Genomic DNA, 16351 nt, shown 5'->3' with positions numbered 1-16351 from the left:
CGCGTGGCCCCATAATAGGCCGATGGCGGACACAGGGCTCTTCGCGCTATACAAGTTGCACCAGGTGGACGCCGCGCTCTTCGAGGTGCGTCAGCGTGCGGCGAACCTTGACGTCGGCAAAGAGGAGGCCGAGCAGATGCGGGCCCTTCAGCAGGAGGGGGCCTCTGTCATTGACGAGGCCAAGAGGCTGCACACCGAACAGCTAGACCTGGAACTGCAACAAAAGAGCTTATCGGACAAGGTCGCCCGCTTGAACAAAGACCTCTTTGGCGGAAGTGTCGTCAGTTCGAAAGAGGCAGAGGCTATTGAAAAAGAGATTGAGTCGGTCAAGAAACATATCTCCGATATAGACGACCGCCTCCTCGAACTTTACGAGAAGATCCCGATTGCCCAGGAAGCGGCCAAGGAGTATACGGATCGCATTGATGCGATTCGGATCGAGGCTATGGGGAAGCAGACCACCGCGAAGGCACGCCACGAGGAGTTTCAAGCCCAGTATAAGTCGATCGTCGCCAAACGTGCGAAATTGGCGAAAGCTGTGCCACCAGACCTCCTTTTCAGCTATGAAAGGTTGCGGGACAAACTCGGAACTGGCATGAGCACTATCACTCTGCTAAAGGAATGTGCGGCGTGCGGAATGCATGTCCCAGAACGCGCGTTGGAAATGGTCGCCTTGGATCGTGTGGTGCATTGCGAACAATGCAAGCGGATCCTCTTCCAGCTTCAGCAAACATGAGATACTTTGCCCTCCTCCTTTCTGCCCTGTTGATCTTGCTCTCCGGGTGTGCAAAGTTTCCGAGTAACGGCTCGTCCTCCTTCACAAAGCGGCTCGTTTTTCGAATGGCCGTCGACGGCAAGATTCGCACAGGAGCAACGGGAGGTCTCCCATACATCTATATCATTCCCTTGCGTCTTTCGGAGGTCGCCAATCCCACCGACGACGGCCCTATTCCGATCGTGATCCCTGGTGGTAACGGCTTCGTCACGGGCAACGCCACGCACTACATCCTCTTTAACCCCCTTAACTCGCCGCCCTATACGATTTATCAATTCGCCGACGCAACCTTGGAAACCTCCTTCCCAATCGGGGTTCCGATCAATTATCTTCCAGGAGGCGTCGATAGCGACACGATCGGCTTCGAGATCGACCTTAGCCAATTAGTTGGCGCGGCAAACGTAGACTCCATCAATAGTATTCAGGCGAACTTCCTGACGATGAACAATCGGAACGTGACCGGCGGGGGACGCATTTGGGACGCCCTTGGTGACAGCCGAAACCTCACGGAGATCAATAGTTATGTGACGTTCCGTCTCGATCAAAGTCGTACGCTGACCAATGACAATACAGGACGCATAGAACCAGTGGGCGACTGTCCGGATCCTGACCTGGACATCCGAGATTGGTCTATCGACGTTCGGCTGAACAACTAACTGCAGTGCCCCGCGTTTCCGTCCTCGTCACTTGCTACAACCACATTCGTTATGTTGGCGAGTGCCTTGACTCGATATATGCGCAAGACTATACAGATTTCGAGGTTATCGCCTTGGACGATGGGTCGCAAGACGGAACCCGGGAGTTTTTGCAGTCTGACACGCGTCCAAAGACACTTGTCTTCAATGAGACGAACTTAGGGACTTACGGAACTCTCAATGCCGGGCTTGAGCGCGCGACCGGCGAGTTCATCGCCATCATGAACGACGACGACCGGTGGGGGCCAGAAAAGTTAAGGAAGCAAGTCGCGCTTATGGACGCGCACGCTAAGGTCGGCTTGGTGCACACGAACGGTCGTTTCATCGACGGCGCGGGCAAGGTGACGGAGGGTTCGCCGTTAGGCTTCGAGTTTCCACGGACGGAAACGGGCGACGTGCTGCTCGCACTGGCTTATGCCAACAAAATCATCGCCAGCGCGGCCCTGGTGCGACGCCAATGTTTTGAGGAGCTGGGTGGCTTCAACACCGCGTACTTTGGGTCAGGCGACTGGGAAATGTGGATCAGGATTTCCGAGAAGTATGAGGTCGGCTATATCGATGAATTCCTGACCGACTACCGCGTCCATGGAGAAAACGCGAGCCACAAGCTTGAGCGAATTTGGCGCGATGATGAAACTCTCAGGTCATGGCTGGCACCTCGGATGGAATCTTATAAACACCGCTTTTCCCAAGATGCGCTAAACCATGCCATAGCGCACAATTGGGCCTGCTTGGGAACAGTCAAAACACTAAACGGAAAAGCGGCCGAGGGTAGAGCCGCTTATGCAGAATCCTTACGGATAAATCCGAGCCGCTGGCAAAGCCGTCTTCGCTATCTCGCGACTTTCCTGCCTACCTCACTTTTTAGACGCCTTCTTTGAAGGGGTCGAGCCCTTTCGCATCTCGCGCGTTCCCGCACGAGACTGCGGGGCCGCGACCTGTCGAGGCTGAGAGAGGTCGGCGGCTACAAGAAAATCTTCTCGATAAGAACTTGCGCGGATGAGGTCGTACTCAACACTAGGCAAACCGCTTAGGTCAGTGATCCCATAGGCGTCCACAAGACGTTGCAGTGTCCGGGCCACCTCCCTCAAGTTGCCAACGTTAACTTTACGGTCCATGAGGGTCGCCAAGCCTGCCTCGGATCGGACAACATCGCCAAAACAAACGGAGACGGTTTTCCCCCCAAGGTTCAACTGGATGCGATCCTGGTCAGGGCAGAAGTCGTTACGCGCCGCCACCACCTGGGCGACGCGGTACGCCTCGCACTTCTCGCCGGCGCGCTGAAAGACAGCCGTGAGCCGTTTGTCGCGCACAATAAGCATGCAAGCTTCGGCGCCGATGTATTCCTCTGCGGTCGAGGGGTCCACCGCCGCGACCAAGCCATCATCTGTGACATCAATGCCATAGCGCCTAAAGGAACTATGGAACTCTTCTGGCGAAGAACCTTTGAAACACTGCAACATCCGCCCTAGCGAACCTCCTCCCTGTTGGAGCGCCGCGAACTGGATAAAGCCGACGCTCACGACGCCCGTGTCATAAGTGTTCACCGACGCGAATCCCCCTTCTAGGCGGGAAACCCGGATCATAACTTTCTGGAGAGAGTCGCTAACGCCCGCGGCAGCGAAGGTCGCACGGAGTCTTTCGGGGGTTTCTTCACCCAAACGAGTTCCGTAAGCGATAACGCCGTCGGTAAAACGGTAGTAGGGATACTTCGGACGAACCTTTACGTTGTCGACAAAATCGACATGGTAGCCGTCATCAAAGGTCAATGCGTAGCGCTTTGGACGGGTCGCGGCCACCAACTCTGGAGGCTCGCCAAGCGCAGCCACCATGTCCGCCGGAGCGGGCCCCGGGTCGAGCGCCGTTGTCGGGGGTGCAGGTCGCCCGTCGCGTCGCGCGGCCTCAATCTCCGCCCTTTCGCCGTCGAATGCGTATTTGCGGTCGAGCCATGCTTGCCAGGCAGCCACCGAGCTGGGCGCACCCGAGTTTGCCTGGTTGGGGGGCAGCTTATCTTTGCCCCGGAAGTAAAGGACTGCGTGGAGGTACTGCGAGCCTTCGGCGGTTTGGCGCGCTACCCATTCTTGCCCCTTTGGGCCGGCGGATTCGACGACGATCTTCCCGACTTTCTGCCAATACTCTTGGACCGCTCTCCGCTCGGAAGCCTCAAAAACTTCCGGATAGGCGCACGCAGAAAGCCCGAGCCCAAAGACCCCGAAAAGGGCTAAGCGTGAGGAGAAGCCAGTCGAATAGCGCCGCACTCTATTTATTCTGACGCGCTTTTCAAAGGACTGGAGTCCCTAAAGTCGTTTCTTTGTCCCTGTCGCCATTCGGCGGCGCACACGGAAACCAGGTCGCCGAGCGATTGACCGACGAGGGCCTCTTCGTCCGCGATGAAATCGGCGCCGCCCGCCTGGATCTCTGCCGCCAGCACGTGGTGCCGGGCACGGGCGACGACCCGCACATGCGGGCAGATCGATTTCGCCATGCCGACAATCTGGGCGGAGACCAACGGCTCCGGCACGCTCACGACCAAGCAAAGCGCATCCTGATAGTTCAGCCTATCGAGAGTGGCGTCCTGGGTGGCGTCGCCAAGATGCGCCTCGAAGCCTTGTGCCTCCGCTCGCCTCACCTGTCGCGGATCCGTATCCAGCACAAGCACTTGGTGGCCGGCGGCCGAAATCGCCATGCAAGACTGCTCGCCGGCCTCGCCGAAGCCGACCACGATGACGTGGCCCGACCGCTTCGGGCGCATGGCCCGTTCTTCCACAGCTAATGCCCTTTTCGGGAAGAAGCGGAGCGCGACCCACTTTGCCCAAGGCACGGCCCGCGGAACGATATACGGAGTTACGATTAAGCTCAGGACGCTCACCGCGATCACGAGCTGGAACACGAACGGAGAAAGCAAACCGCCGCTCTGGGCGACTTTGGCAACCACAAAGGAGAACTCCCCGATCTGGGAAAGCACGAGTCCCGCCGCCAGGCACGTGACGAAGGACGCCACGAAAGGGCGGCAGGCCAATGCGGTGAGGACGGCCTTGCCGACCATCACCGGGATCAGGGTCGCGAGGACGATCCCGAGGTTCTCACCCACGAACCGAAGGTCGAGCACCATCCCGATCGAGGCGAAGAAGAGCGTGATGAAGAGCGTTTTGAAGGCGTTCACGTCGGCCCGCATCTGGTGTGCGAAGGGTGATTCGGCCAGCAGCAACCCGGCGAGAAAGGTGCCAAGGGCGGGTGAGAGCCCGGCCGCATGCCCACCCCAGGTGGCGGCGACGGCGGTCGCCATCGCAACGAGGACCGCGAACTCTCGGTTTCGGGCAAAAGTCTTCGTGTCGAGCATTCGCGGCAGGACCAGCATCACGAAGAGGGCCAAGGCGCCGACGAGGAGGCTCGCTTTGATGAGGGTCTCGCCGAGCGGCGCGGCTCTCTCGCCGGACGTCCCCAGAGTGGTCAGGAGGATCACGATGGGCACGACGGCGACGTCCTGCATGAGCAAAATGCCGATTGAGTTCTTGCCGTGGGCGCCCTCCAGCGCTTTGTTCGTCTTCAGCAGTCGGAGCACGACGGCGGTGCTGGCAAGGCTCGCGACAAGGCCAAGGGCGAGGGCGGCCCGCCAGTCGAGCCCAAAAGCCAAGGCGACCAACCCGGTCACGACCGTCACCAAGCTGATCTGGAGCAGCCCTCCTAAGGTCGCGACCCGGCCGAGCCGGATCAAACGTTGCAGTGAGAATTCCAGGCCGATCGTGAAAAGGAGCAGGGCGACGCCAAGCTCGGCGATGACCGTGACGGTGTCGGGATCCTGGACGAGCCTAGCCACGCTCGGCCCGACGATGACCCCGGCGATGATGAAGCCCACGACCGAGCTTTGTCGGATCCGCTCCATGAGCAGCCCGAAGACCGTGGCGGCGGTCAAGGTCACGAGAAGGTCGAGCAGAAGCTCCCAGCCACGGTGCATCCTTTGACCGTTGTACCAGGAGTCCGTCGGGCGCTAGACCTTTGCGGAGGCGGGAGTCTTAGCTTCCTCGAGCGCTCTTGCGAGGATTTCGGCGTAGTGCTCGCTTGCACCAAGGTTGGATTCGACCAGGGCCCGCCCCGCGTCGCCGCACTCGCGCCGACGCTCGGCGTCGATGAGCAGGTTCGATAGGGTAGCGGCGAGGGAGGTGCTGTCCGCCGCCACGAAGCTGGCGCCCGCCCGAAGGGCGGCACGGCTCACGTCGCGGAAGTTCCCCATGTGCGGGCCATGGACGACCGGCTTCCCATGGGCCAATGGCTGGAGGATGTTCTGTCCGCCAAGCCGGTCAAACCCGCCGCCGACCACGACCACGTCTCCTACGGCGTAGAGGCGGGCCAACTCGCCATAAGTATCGAGCACGAGGTACTTCCCCGTTTCGGCGGCGGACCGCCGTCGGACTTCGCCGCCGTGTCGGTCTGCCACAACGCGGAGGCAGGCCTCCACATGTCCTGCGCGTTCGATGTGGCGCGGTGCCCAGACGACCCGGGCCTCGGCCAGAGAGGGGTCCAGCAGGGTGTCCCGCACGAGGTGCTCCTCAATCTCGCTCCGCGTCGAACCGACCACGATCACGGGGTCGTCGGGCGAGAACCCCAACTGCTGGCGCAGGTCGACGCGGTCCTGGCCGTCCGCGCCAGGGAGGGCGTCCGCCGCCTCGTCGAACTTCGTGTTGCCAAGGACTTCGACTTCGCGTGCGCCCAAGAACCGGAAGCGCTCGGCGTCGGTCTCGGTCTGGGCGAGGACTCGGTCCACGTAGGAGAGCAGTGAGCGGTAGAAGAACCGGACGAACTTCGCCCGGCGAAACGCGCCGTCGCTCATGCGGGCGTTGATGACGAAGGTCTCGGCCTCGACCAGGTCGCACGCCCAGAGGAAGTTCATCCAGAGTTCGGTCTCCATGATCGCGACGACGGCCGGCCGGACCCGCACCAGGGCCCCGATCGTAAAGCGCGGCACGTCGATCGGGAAGTAGACGAGGTGGTCGTAGAGCCCTTCGGCCGTCTCGCGGGCGGTGCGGTGGCCGCTGCTGGTGGTCACGCTTAGAACGACCTCGGCTTCGGGCATCCGCCGCCGCAAGGCGCGCAGGACGGGGCGGGCGGCAACGACCTCGCCCACCGAGACCGCGTGCAGCCAGAGCCGTGGCCGGGCCGGGTCTCGCTTCGGGAGGCGGTAGTCTCCGAGCCTCTGGTTCCAGTCGACCTTCTCGCTGCGGCGGCTCGCGCGCAACAGCATCCAGGGCACCCAGAGGGGGAACGTCAGGACGATCAGCAGGTTATAGATCCAGACCACGTTAGGCTTCTGCCCAGACGAGGGGGCCATCGTGCATGTCTTCTGGGGCCCCGGCCCAATCGGGCGGTTCGGTGGGGCCGTAAATCGCATGGGGGGCACCGGTCCGGTACGCCCAGCCCTGGTCGCCGTAAGACCAGTGCCACCACTCGCTGGGGTAGTTGGTCAGCCCGCCGGCGCGAAGGGCCCCGGCCAAGATCGTCCGGTACTCGCGGGACTCGGCCGAAAGCTCAGGCGCCTCGAACGCGAACGACCGGGCGTCGTGAAGCTCGTAGGGCTTCGAGTGGTCGTATTCGTTGCCGTCCTTGTCACTCAGGACGACGTCTAAGGCGGCGCCAGTCGAATGCGGAGGAGGTACGCGCCCGTGGATCGGCGCAGTGAACTGGTTGACGACCCTACGGAGCTGCGCGTCGCTCCACTCCGGGTTCCTGGCCTTGAAGCGGGCCCAAGTCGAGAGGTACATCCGACGCTGGATGTAGGGAGGGCGCCACCCCTCGATCACGGAGAGCGAGTATCCCGGTGGGAGCGCCTCCGCCGCGCGAAAGAGCATCTCCGCGACGGACTGCCGCAGATAGGTGACGCGCTTATAGAGGAAGCGCGGGCGGCTCACCCGGATCCGCGGGCTGAGCGTGGTGTAGTCGACCAGCGGCTCGCCGTTGTCCACGATCTTGATGGACTTCAGCTGGGTGACGGGCTCGGCCAGCGAGATGCGGCGCTTTACCTCGCTCAACGGGCTGCCTCCCGCCGCAGCCCTTCCGGCACCACGAGTCGCTCGACCCCCTCGAACGCGAACTGCACGGCGAGGGCGAGGAGCGCGGCGGGGACAGCACCTTGCATCATCACTCCGATGTTATTCAGGGCGAGGCCGCTCACAATCGGTTGGCCCAGGCCGCCCGCCCCGATGAACGCGGCCAAAGTCGCGTTGCCGACGCTGATGACGGCACTGGTCTTTATCCCGGCGACGATGGTGCGGGCCGCCAAGGGCAGGCCCACCTTTCGCAACTGGGCGCCCGGCTCGAAACCAATGGCAGCCGCTGACTCTCGGATAGAGAGGGGCACGCTCTGCAGACCCGCCGCCGTGTTTCGCACGATGGGCAAAAGCGAATAGAGGAAAAGGGCCGCGATCGCCGCGCCCGCCCCGAGCCCGAAGACCGGGATCAGGAACAGGAGGAGGGCGATGCTCGGCACGGTCTGGACGATTCCGGCAAGCGCCAGCGCTGCCTGACCGAGCGGGTGGCCCCGCGCTGCCAGCACGCCCAGGGGGACGCCTGCCGCCACCCCGAGGACCACCGCCGCCGCAACCATCGTCAGGTGCTGGCCGACCAGTTGCATCGTCTCTGCCAGCAAATCCCGTTGTGGGGCAGGTGCCTCCGGGGCCGCCGCGCCCGCAGGCTGTTCGGCAAGGTACTTCTGGGCCGCGGCGGCGTAGTCGGTCGTACGGGTCGCCTCGGCGTTCAGCGCCGTCATCTTCGGCTCGTCCAACGTGCCCGCCGCTTTCTCCAAAGCCGCGACCAGGGCCCTGGGGGCGTCAAGCCGGTAGAGATAGACGGCCCGGTACGCCGGGAAGAAGTTTTTGTCGTCCACCAACAGCCGCAGTTTCAGGTCTGCGATCTGGGCGTCTGTGGAGTAAGCATCCTTGACGTCGGCCCGGCCGCTCGAGAGCGCCTGGTAACCCAGGGCGTGGTCGACGGACGTGACGTCCTTTTGCGGGAGGCCATAGGCACGGCTGACTGCGGGCCAGCCGTCGCTCCGGTTCAAGAACTCTGGGGTCAGCGCCACCCGCATGTCGGGTTGCCGCAAGAGGTCGCTTATGGTGGCGACCCCAAGCCGCTCTGCCCTGTCCTCGCGCATCACGAAGGCGTAGGTGTTGTTGAAACCGAGCTCGGCCGTCATGCCGATGCCGCGCGCTTTCAAGCCTTCGCTCAGCTGCTCGGGCGTCGCCTTCCCCTTCAGCTTGAGGATCTCCTCGCTGATCGTCCCCGTGTATTCCGGATAGGCCTGGATCTGGCCCCCTTCCAAGGCTTGCCAAAGGACGGCCGTCCCGCCCATCCCCTGCTTATGGTCGACGGTAAGGCCCTCGCGTTCCGCCAGGCCCTTTGCGATCTCCGCGAGCACGTAGCTCTCCACAAACCGCTTTGAACCGACCGTGACGGTCTCCCCGGCGGCAAACCCGGCAAGCAGGCAGAGGAGGAAGGCGTGAACCCTCACAGCGCCACCAGGCTCCTTTGGGCGGCGATGAACTCTTCGACGAACGGGACGGCCGGCCTAGAGCGGAGCTCATCCAGCGAGCCTTGCTGCACGATGCGGCCTTCACGCACCAAGACAATCGTTTCGGCCAGGTACGCGGCTTCGGCCATGTCGTGGGTGACGAGCACCACCGTCTTCTTGAGCCGGTCACAGACTTCCTTGAGCTCGGTCTGCAAGGAGTTCCGGACCATGGGGTCGAGCGCGGCGAGCGGCTCGTCAAGCAGCAGCACGGGCGGGTCCAAGGCGAGCGCGCGCATCAGCGCGACCCGTTGCCGCTGACCGCCGCTCAGTTCCGCAGGGTAGCGGTCGAGCGCGTCTTCGGCGAGGTGGACGGTCTCGGCCAGCTCTCGCGTCCGTTCTCTGGTCTTGGTCCCGTCCCAGCCCAAGTGCCTCGGCATGGCTTCCACGTTCGCCCGGGCCGTAAGGTGCGGGAAAAGGCCGCCGTCCTGGATGACGTAGCCCAGCTTTCGGCGCAAGGTCACGACTCGCTCCCGCGTAACGGGCTCGCCTTGCACTCTCACCGAGCCGCTGGTCGGCCAAACGAGACCGACCACGCACCTCAACAGAGTCGATTTGCCGCACCCGCTCGGGCCGATGAGGGCATAGGTCCGCCCGTCCGGCACGGTCAAGTCCACCCCGTCAACGGCCTTCAGCGGGCCGTAGGAAACGCTCACATCGCGGAATTCGACCACGAGTCTGCAACCCTACCCGCCAGAAGCGGTCGAACGCGCCAGTCGAACCCCGAGAAAGCCTTGGCGGTACGTCGGGACGTACCAGTTGCGGAACGTGCGGCGGGCGATCGCGGGCGAGGTCGCCCACGACCCTCCACGGCAGACGCGGTGACGGCCGTCCATGTGGGCGGCGGAATAACCTTCGTACGGAAAGGCGGAGAAACCGGGATAGGGCGAAAACGGGGTTGACGTCCATTCCCAGACGCCGCCAGCCAGGCCCAGGACGCCGCTCGTGGTCGCCCCGCCGTCCGGTGGCGGCACTGGGTGCTCCGCCTGTGGCCGGAGGTTGGCACGGTCGGGTGTGGGATCCTGCTCGCCCCAAGGCCACCGCGCACTTCCCCAAAGGCTCTCCCATTCCGCTTCCGTCGGCAGCCGGCACCCGCTCCAGTTGGCGAACGCCTCGGCCTCGAACCACGAGACGCCTTGGACCGGCTGGTCCGGTTCGAGTTCTCTTGGCCCGCGCACGCCATAGGCGTGGCAGAGGTCTTCCAGCCAGTACTCTGGGCGCACCACCGAGCTCGCCTCGCGCCATGCGACGCCTTCAGACGACCAGTACCGGTCCGCTTTGTAGCCGCCGTCGGCGATAAAGTCGCGCCACTCCCGAACCGTCACGGGCCTCCGGGCGATCTCGAAAGGGGCCACCGTCACGGAGTGCGGGTCTTGCTCGTTGTCATAGGCGAAGGGGTCGTCCGTGCCCATCACGAACGTCCCGCCCGCGACGGGGACGAACTCGGGGCCGGTGGGTCCTGCTTCCTCGACCCCCGCCGGGCCTTGGGGAGCGGATCCGAGCTCCTGGTGGATGAGGCACAGCATCTCCAAGATGGTCTCCTGGTGCTGGCACTCGTGCTGATAGGCAAACTCCCAAGCGTAACCGGCCCGGATGAGCGGGTCGTCCGCGCCGAGATCGGCTTGCTCCAGGGCCCTTAGGGCGGAGGCGCGCGTCTCTTCAAGATAGGCGACGCAGCCTTCGCGGTCCGGCACGTTCACACGGTTGTCCTTCGGGTTCTCGGGGCAGTCGTGGAAGAGGAAGGTGAGGCGGTCGTCTGCGACGGGCCACTGCATGGCGCGGTGGCACGCCCAAAACTCCTCTGTGCGGCCCACGTGGCCGAAGTGCCACCCGATCGGGGAGTAGAAGCCGTGTATCCGCCTCCGCCAGAAGTCGTCCGGCACGGTGTCCAGCAAATCGAGCGTTGCCTGGCGCACCTCAGAGAGCTTGCGGCGCAAGGCGTCCTTGCGCGTGTCGACGGCTATCGGGCTCACCGTAGAGTGTCCTTCCCCACCGGGCGGGCCAGCCCGACCGCAAAGTACTGGTCCGGGTCGTGCCAGACGTGGCCCAATTCGAACCCCGCTGAGGAAAGAAGGCTTCGCATCGAGTCCAAAGTGTACTTCTGGCTGATCTCCGTCCAAATCTTCTCGCCTTCTTCAAAGGGCACGAAGAGGTCGAGCGCTTCGATCCTGACGCACTGGCGGCGGGTGCACACGATGTGCATCGTCATGCGCTCCTTCTCGGCTTCCCACTGCGCGTCGTGCTCGAAATGCGCAAGGTCGAAGTCCGCGCCGAGCTCGGCATTGATGCGGACGAGGAGGTTCTTCGTGAACCGCGCGGTGACGCCTCGCGCGTCGTTGTACGCCGCGATCAGGGCCCGGGGGTCTTTCACAAGGTCGAAGCCGATGAGCAGGCCGTCGGCGTCCTTCATGCGCCTTCGGACGTCGTTCAGGAACGACGTGGCCTCCTCCAGTTCCAGGTTCCCGATGTTGCTCCCCATAAAGAGGAAGAGCCGGGCGCGGTCGCCGTCCGGCACAGCGTCGAGCCCGTCGCGGTATTCGGCCGCCAGGGCATGGACCTCAAGCTTGGGGAACTCGGCGAGCCACGCCAAGGCCGAAGCCCGCATGTGCTCGCCCGAGATATCGATCGGGATGTACCGCGTCGTTCCCTGGGTCTCGGTCGTGGCGCGGAGCATGGCGCGGGTCTTGGCGCCGCTCCCGCAACCGAATTCGACGAGGTCGATCTCCTGACCCAAGCCGGCCACGATCTCTGGCGCGTACTTCTCAAGGATCGCCCGTTCGCACCGCGTCAGATAGTATTCCGGAAGTTCAGTAATGAGGTCGAAAAGCCGCGACCCCTCCTCGTCGTACAAGAGGTGGCTCGGCAACTTCTTTCGCGGGGCCAGGAGCCCGTCTCGGACGGCACCCACCAAGGTGACCCCGGGGCGGTTTGGGGCAACCTCGAAAAAGGACAACCGCTCACGGACGTCCGCGCAGACGCCATCGGGCCGTGTCGTCCTCGGCATTGCCATATTTACGTCTCCAAAATTGGTTGTGCGCCCTTCCGGTTCCCGCGGAAAGGGCCTATTGGCCCTGTCCAAGACTGAACCCCGGTTCTCCGTCGAACGTGCAGAGACCCTCGGTCTTGATGAAGTCGATGCCCAGCTCCGCCGCTCGGACCAAGACCTGGGCGATTTCCGCGTGGGTGACGGGCGGGTTCTTCCCCATCAAGCGGCACCGAAAATGGTCCGCACAGTACGTCTCCGGGTTACCGCCGGGCCATACCTTGACGCCGCGGTTAGTGACAAGCACGAGCTCGAACGCCTCCCCCGCCGCTTGCTGGACCAAGTCCACAAAACTCTCAGCCTTGCGCGACCGGTCGTGGACGAAGAGGTCGAACCCGACGTACTCCTTCTTCGCAGGGGGGATCTCTCTAGGGGGCGGGATCGAGAGGGCGGATCGCGACGATTTGTCGTAACTGGCCGGGATCAAGCGCGAAGGCTTCTTCCCAATGCGCTCCACGACCGCGTCTGCGAACTCCTTGGTGCCGACGAGCTGGTTGCTGACGCCCTGGTTGAAGATGTCCGCCGTGTGGACGCCGTCCTCGATCGTCTTTAGCCAGGCGTTGTGGACAAGCTCGGCTTCTTCCTTCTGTCCGATGTGGACCAGCATCATCACGGCGGCAAGCAACAGTCCGCTCGGGTTCGCCGCGTTCTTACCCGCCAATGGCGGCGCCGAGCCATGGATGGCCTCGAACATCGCGCAGGAATCACCAATGTTCGAGCTACCGCCGAGTCCGACCGAGCCCGTGATCTGGGCGGCGATGTCGCTGATGATGTCCCCATAGAGGTTGAGCGTCACGATCACGTCGAAGATCGTGGGGGTGTCGGCCAGGCGCGCCGCTCCGATATCAATGATCCAGTGGTCTTTCTCGATCTCGGGATATTCTTCGCCGATCTCGTTGAAGATCTTGTGGAAAAGCCCGTCGGACAGCTTCATGATGTTGTCCTTCGTGAAGCAGCTCACCTTCTTGCGGTTGTTGGCCTTGGCGTACTCGAACGCGTACCGAATGATCCGCTCGCTGCCCGGACGAGTGACCAGCTTTAGACATTGATAGACGTCGTCGGTCTGCCGGTGCTCGATTCCCGCATAGAGGTCCTCTTCGTTTTCGCGCACGATCACGACGTCCATGCCCGGGTGCCGGGTGGCCACGAAAGGCGAATAGCTCACACATGGGCGCACGTTCGCGAAGAGGCTTAGGGTTTTACGGACCGTTACATTAAGGCTCTTGAAGCCTCCGCCCTGCGGAGTCGTGATCGGCGCCTTCAAGAAGACCTTTGTGCGGCACAGGCTCTCCCAAGTGGAGTCCTCGATCCCCGCAGTCAAACCACGAAGGTAAACCTTCTCGCCGATCTCGACGATTTCCGGTTGGATCTTTGCTCCTCCCGCGTCAAGAATGCGTAAGGTCGCGGTCATGATCTCGGGGCCAATGCCGTCGCCATAGGCGACTGTGATGGGAACGGGCGCAGACATGCGCCCGCTATTCTAGCTTGGCCCTTGCCTCAGTCGCACGCTCCGTACCATGTCCCGGACCAAGAGTCCGGGTTCGGGTCGTTCGAGCGGTGCCCTTCCCACGAGACGACTTGTTGATCAAACTGGCCCGCGCCGCTTGTCCACTTCGCATGGCCGTCCATGAAGACGACGGAACCCCCGGTCGGAGACCACTGACTGTAGTAGTCATAGGGGGAGTCGCAATCGTAGCCATATTTCTCACAGTCCGGGTCTTTCTGTCGCGAAAAGAACGGGAAGATCTCAATGCGCAACGCGCGGGCTTCGGCCGGAAACTCCACCATAGTCTCCGTAACGCTTTGCGAGTAGTCAAAAGGCACGTTGTTCTGGCGAGACTCGCCCTCGACGACGGTGTGGAGGCACTTCGTAAACCTATAGGACGACCCATAAGCCTGCCAGTAGTTCTTTGTCCCGGGTACGTCGCGCTTTTGGAACGGAGTGCCAAAGTCGTTCGGCGAAAGGAAGATGTCTTTGCTCTTGCTGTAAGGGAGCAGGAGCCGTTCAGTCCCCTTGTGCAGCGGATCCTTCGGCCCTGGCTCGGTGTTGTAGGCGTAAAAGATCGGCATGTTGTCGTCTGCATCGCCTTGGTAGAGCTTTACGGCAAGCGCGATCTGTTTCGCGTTCGACAGACAAACCGTGTTCTTCGCAGACTGCTTCGCCTGGGCGAAAACGGGAAAAAGGATTGCGGCAAGGATCGCGATGATCGCGATGACGACGAGAAGTTCGATGAGCGTAAACGCTTTGCTTTTGTTCAACGGTCGGCCTCTTGGGTTCAGAATAAGAAAGCGCCGTCCGGCGATTGCTGGACGGCGCATCCCATTGGCCCCTGAGGCCTTCGGTAAGGCTCGCCGCAATCCCTACGCTGGCATTACCCAGATCAGGTTCTTGGGGACAGGTCGCGACTCTACGCGACTCATCTCAGCCGGCTACGGCACCCCCTGCGGAACTTTGCTCTCTAAATCGCTTTTACGCGATTCCCAACCCGGTCGGTTGGGACGCTAGGTCCCTCGACCGTTGCCGGGACCGCTTTTGCCAAGATGGGCCGTGCGCATCGGGACACAGCTCTACACCCTGCGAGACCCCTTGGCGGCCGATACGGCGGGGTCTCTGGCCCGGCTCGCCCAGATTGGATGCAGGTACGTCGAGACCGCCGGCCTGCACGGCCTCGATCCGGCCGCGTTCCGCGCGCTGCTGGATGAGAACGGGCTGCACACCATCTCTTGCCACGTCGGCTTGGGAGACCTGGAGGGGCGCCTCGCGGAGACGGTGGTCATGGCGCAGACCCTCGGCGCCGGCCTCTTGGTCGTGCCCGCAGTAGGCGAAAGCGAATACGGCCCGGGCTGGGACAAGCTGGGCGCCCGCTTCACGGCGGTCGCGGATTCGCTCAAACCCTTCGGCTTGCGCTTCGCATACCATAACCACAGTTTCGAATTTGACCTGCAAGAAGGCGTGCCTGGATACGAGCGGCTGTGGTCGACGAATCCGCGCGGGCTGCACGCGGAGCTCGACCTCTATTGGGCGTGGCGGGCGGGCCAAGACCCCGCGGCCTGGTTGCGCAGGATCGAGGGGCGCGTGCCCTTGACCCACTTCAAGGACGGCGACAAGGACCGCTTCCTCCCCGTCGGGCAGGGCGAGCTGGATTGGGGCGCGATTATTCCCGCCGCGCGGGAGGCCGGAGTCGAGTACGCGATCATTGAGCTGGACCAGTCGCCGGGCGATCCGTTCGACGCCGTCGCGGAGAGCTTTGAGTTCCTACGAAGCCGCGGGCTCGACACTTAGGCGAGCGCTTGCGCGCGGTCACCGTTCGATTCGCGCATCCACTCGATCGTTCGCGAAAGGCCGTCTTCGAGCGAGACGCGCGGCTCGAAGCCAAGTTCGCGACGTGCGCGCGTAAGGTCCGGCTTGCGTTGCCTCGGGTCGTCCTGTGGTGCCGGTACGTGCACGATCTCGCTCGCCGAACCCGTCGCCACCAAGATGGTCTTGGCTAGTGTAAGCACTGTCAACTCTTCCTCCGAGCCAATGTTGACAGGGCCCACTAAGGGCGAATCGAGCAGTAGGAGCGTGCCCTCGATGGTGTCGTCGACGTAACCGAACGAGCGCGTCTGTTCGCCCGTGCCTTGAATCGTGAGCGGCTCTCCCCGTAGGGCTTGGTGGATCAATGTGGGCACTGCCCTCCCATCGTCCGCGCGCATTCTGGGCCCGAACGTGTTGAAGTAGCGCGCGATTCCCACTGAGAGCCCGTGGAGGCGGTGGTAGGCCATGGCCATCGCCTCCCCAAAGCGCTTGGACTCGTCGTAAGGGCTACGAGGGCCGACCGGGTTGACGTTGCCCCAATACGCTTCTGCCTGTGGAGAAACGGCGGGGTCGCCATAGACCTCGCTGGTCGAGGCAAAAACCATCCTCGCCCCTCTCTCCATGGCCAACTGGAGGCACCGCTCGGTTCCGATGGAGTTCGCGCGGAGGATCTCCAGAGGCATTCGGGCGAAGTCCGCCGGGGAGGCTGGGCTAGCCATGTGGACAATGCCCTCAAGGGGCCCGTCGACCGAAAGGGGGTCACAGGCGTCCCCTTCGAGGATTCGGAGGTTGGCGTGGGGCCGCAGGTTCTCCCAGCGGCCGGTCGAGCCGTTGTCGAGTCCCACGACCTCGTCGCCACGGGCCAGGAGGCGGTCGACGAGGTGCGAACCGAGGAACCCTGCCGCGCCCGTGACCAAAACCCGCACACCGGCAATTTACCCCTGGCTCCAGGCCTGCCCGCCTGGTATAAGCACCCCAGGGC

15 protein-coding genes and 1 riboswitch are annotated in these 16351 nt (G+C 63.0%); of the genes, 4 read left to right on the top strand and 11 right to left on the bottom strand.

Going from position 1 to position 16351, the window contains the following annotated elements; all coding sequences use genetic code 11:
- Positions 1 to 22 precede the first annotated feature (22 nt).
- From KF733_05000 to KF733_04990, 3 genes are read left to right on the top strand one after another with little or no spacing between them, the layout of a single operon-like run.
- Positions 23 to 736 carry a hypothetical protein gene (locus tag KF733_05000; protein ID QYK56841.1) on the top strand — a complete coding sequence of 238 codons (714 nt, stop codon included), beginning with the start codon at positions 23 to 25 and terminating at the stop codon, positions 734 to 736.
- On the top strand, positions 733 to 1431 hold the full coding sequence (locus KF733_04995) for a hypothetical protein (GenBank protein QYK56840.1): 699 nt from the start codon (positions 733 to 735) through the stop codon (positions 1429 to 1431). The genes KF733_05000 and KF733_04995 overlap by 4 nt, the downstream gene beginning before the upstream one ends.
- Positions 1401 to 2351 carry a glycosyltransferase gene (locus KF733_04990; protein QYK56839.1) on the top strand — a complete coding sequence of 317 codons (951 nt, stop codon included), beginning with the start codon at positions 1401 to 1403 and terminating at the stop codon, positions 2349 to 2351. Before KF733_04995 ends, KF733_04990 begins: the two co-directional genes overlap by 31 nt.
- Here the strand turns inward: KF733_04990 and KF733_04985 are convergent.
- The 10 genes from KF733_04985 to KF733_04940 are packed head-to-tail and all read right to left on the bottom strand — an operon-like array spanning position 2328 to position 14330.
- The gene (locus tag KF733_04985) at positions 2328 to 3728 is read right to left on the bottom strand and encodes a hypothetical protein (protein ID QYK56838.1); all 1401 of its coding nucleotides are present in this window, start codon (positions 3726 to 3728) and stop codon (positions 2328 to 2330) included. The genes KF733_04990 and KF733_04985 overlap by 24 nt on opposite strands.
- 5 nt (positions 3729 to 3733) lie before the next feature.
- A complete protein-coding gene (locus KF733_04980) occupies positions 3734 to 5425 on the bottom strand; it encodes a cation:proton antiporter (GenBank protein QYK56837.1) in 1692 nt (563 codons plus the stop codon).
- Between the two features lie 33 nt (positions 5426 to 5458).
- Entirely contained in the window at positions 5459 to 6766 is a 1308-nt protein-coding gene (locus tag KF733_04975) for a hypothetical protein (GenBank protein QYK56836.1), read from the bottom strand.
- A 1-nt stretch (position 6767) separates the two neighbouring features.
- Complete coding sequence (locus KF733_04970) at positions 6768 to 7493, bottom strand: hypothetical protein (protein QYK56835.1); 726 nt, start codon at positions 7491 to 7493, stop codon at positions 6768 to 6770.
- Positions 7490 to 8971: an ABC transporter permease subunit gene (locus KF733_04965; GenBank protein QYK56834.1), complete on the bottom strand. Its 1482-nt coding sequence runs from the start codon at positions 8969 to 8971 to the stop codon at positions 7490 to 7492. The genes KF733_04970 and KF733_04965 overlap by 4 nt, the downstream gene beginning before the upstream one ends.
- A complete protein-coding gene (locus tag KF733_04960; GenBank protein ID QYK56833.1) occupies positions 8968 to 9702 on the bottom strand; it encodes an ABC transporter ATP-binding protein in 735 nt (244 codons plus the stop codon). The genes KF733_04965 and KF733_04960 overlap by 4 nt, the downstream gene beginning before the upstream one ends.
- A gap of 12 nt (positions 9703 to 9714) precedes the next feature.
- Positions 9715 to 11001 (bottom strand): SUMF1/EgtB/PvdO family nonheme iron enzyme, encoded by a 1287-nt coding sequence (locus tag KF733_04955; protein ID QYK56832.1) that lies wholly within the window; start codon positions 10999 to 11001, stop codon positions 9715 to 9717.
- Positions 10998 to 12032: an L-histidine N(alpha)-methyltransferase gene (gene egtD / locus KF733_04950; protein QYK56831.1), complete on the bottom strand. Its 1035-nt coding sequence runs from the start codon at positions 12030 to 12032 to the stop codon at positions 10998 to 11000. Before egtD ends, KF733_04955 begins: the two co-directional genes overlap by 4 nt.
- 58 nt (positions 12033 to 12090) lie before the next feature.
- Entirely contained in the window at positions 12091 to 13539 is a 1449-nt protein-coding gene (locus KF733_04945) for an NADP-dependent isocitrate dehydrogenase (GenBank protein ID QYK56830.1), read from the bottom strand.
- A 29-nt stretch (positions 13540 to 13568) separates the two neighbouring features.
- On the bottom strand, positions 13569 to 14330 hold the full coding sequence (locus tag KF733_04940) for a prepilin-type N-terminal cleavage/methylation domain-containing protein (GenBank protein ID QYK56829.1): 762 nt from the start codon (positions 14328 to 14330) through the stop codon (positions 13569 to 13571).
- 81 nt (positions 14331 to 14411) lie between these two features.
- A riboswitch (TPP riboswitch) is annotated at positions 14412 to 14524 on the bottom strand.
- A gap of 95 nt (positions 14525 to 14619) precedes the next feature.
- Here KF733_04940 and KF733_04935 point away from each other — a divergent pair.
- The gene (locus tag KF733_04935) at positions 14620 to 15354 is read left to right on the top strand and encodes a sugar phosphate isomerase/epimerase (protein QYK56828.1); all 735 of its coding nucleotides are present in this window, start codon (positions 14620 to 14622) and stop codon (positions 15352 to 15354) included.
- On the opposite strand, the gene KF733_04930 is transcribed toward KF733_04935, so the two are convergent.
- Positions 15351 to 16295 (bottom strand): GDP-mannose 4,6-dehydratase, encoded by a 945-nt coding sequence (locus KF733_04930; protein QYK56827.1) that lies wholly within the window; start codon positions 16293 to 16295, stop codon positions 15351 to 15353. The two genes, KF733_04935 and KF733_04930, sit on opposite strands and share 4 nt — an antisense overlap.
- Positions 16296 to 16351: the final 56 nt, after the last annotated feature.

The sequence above is a fragment of the Fimbriimonadaceae bacterium genome, assembly GCA_019454125.1.
Classification (GTDB): domain Bacteria; phylum Armatimonadota; class Fimbriimonadia; order Fimbriimonadales; family Fimbriimonadaceae; genus JALHNM01.
Note: the sequence above shows the minus strand (reverse complement) of the source record. Positions and strands in the feature narration are given on the sequence as shown.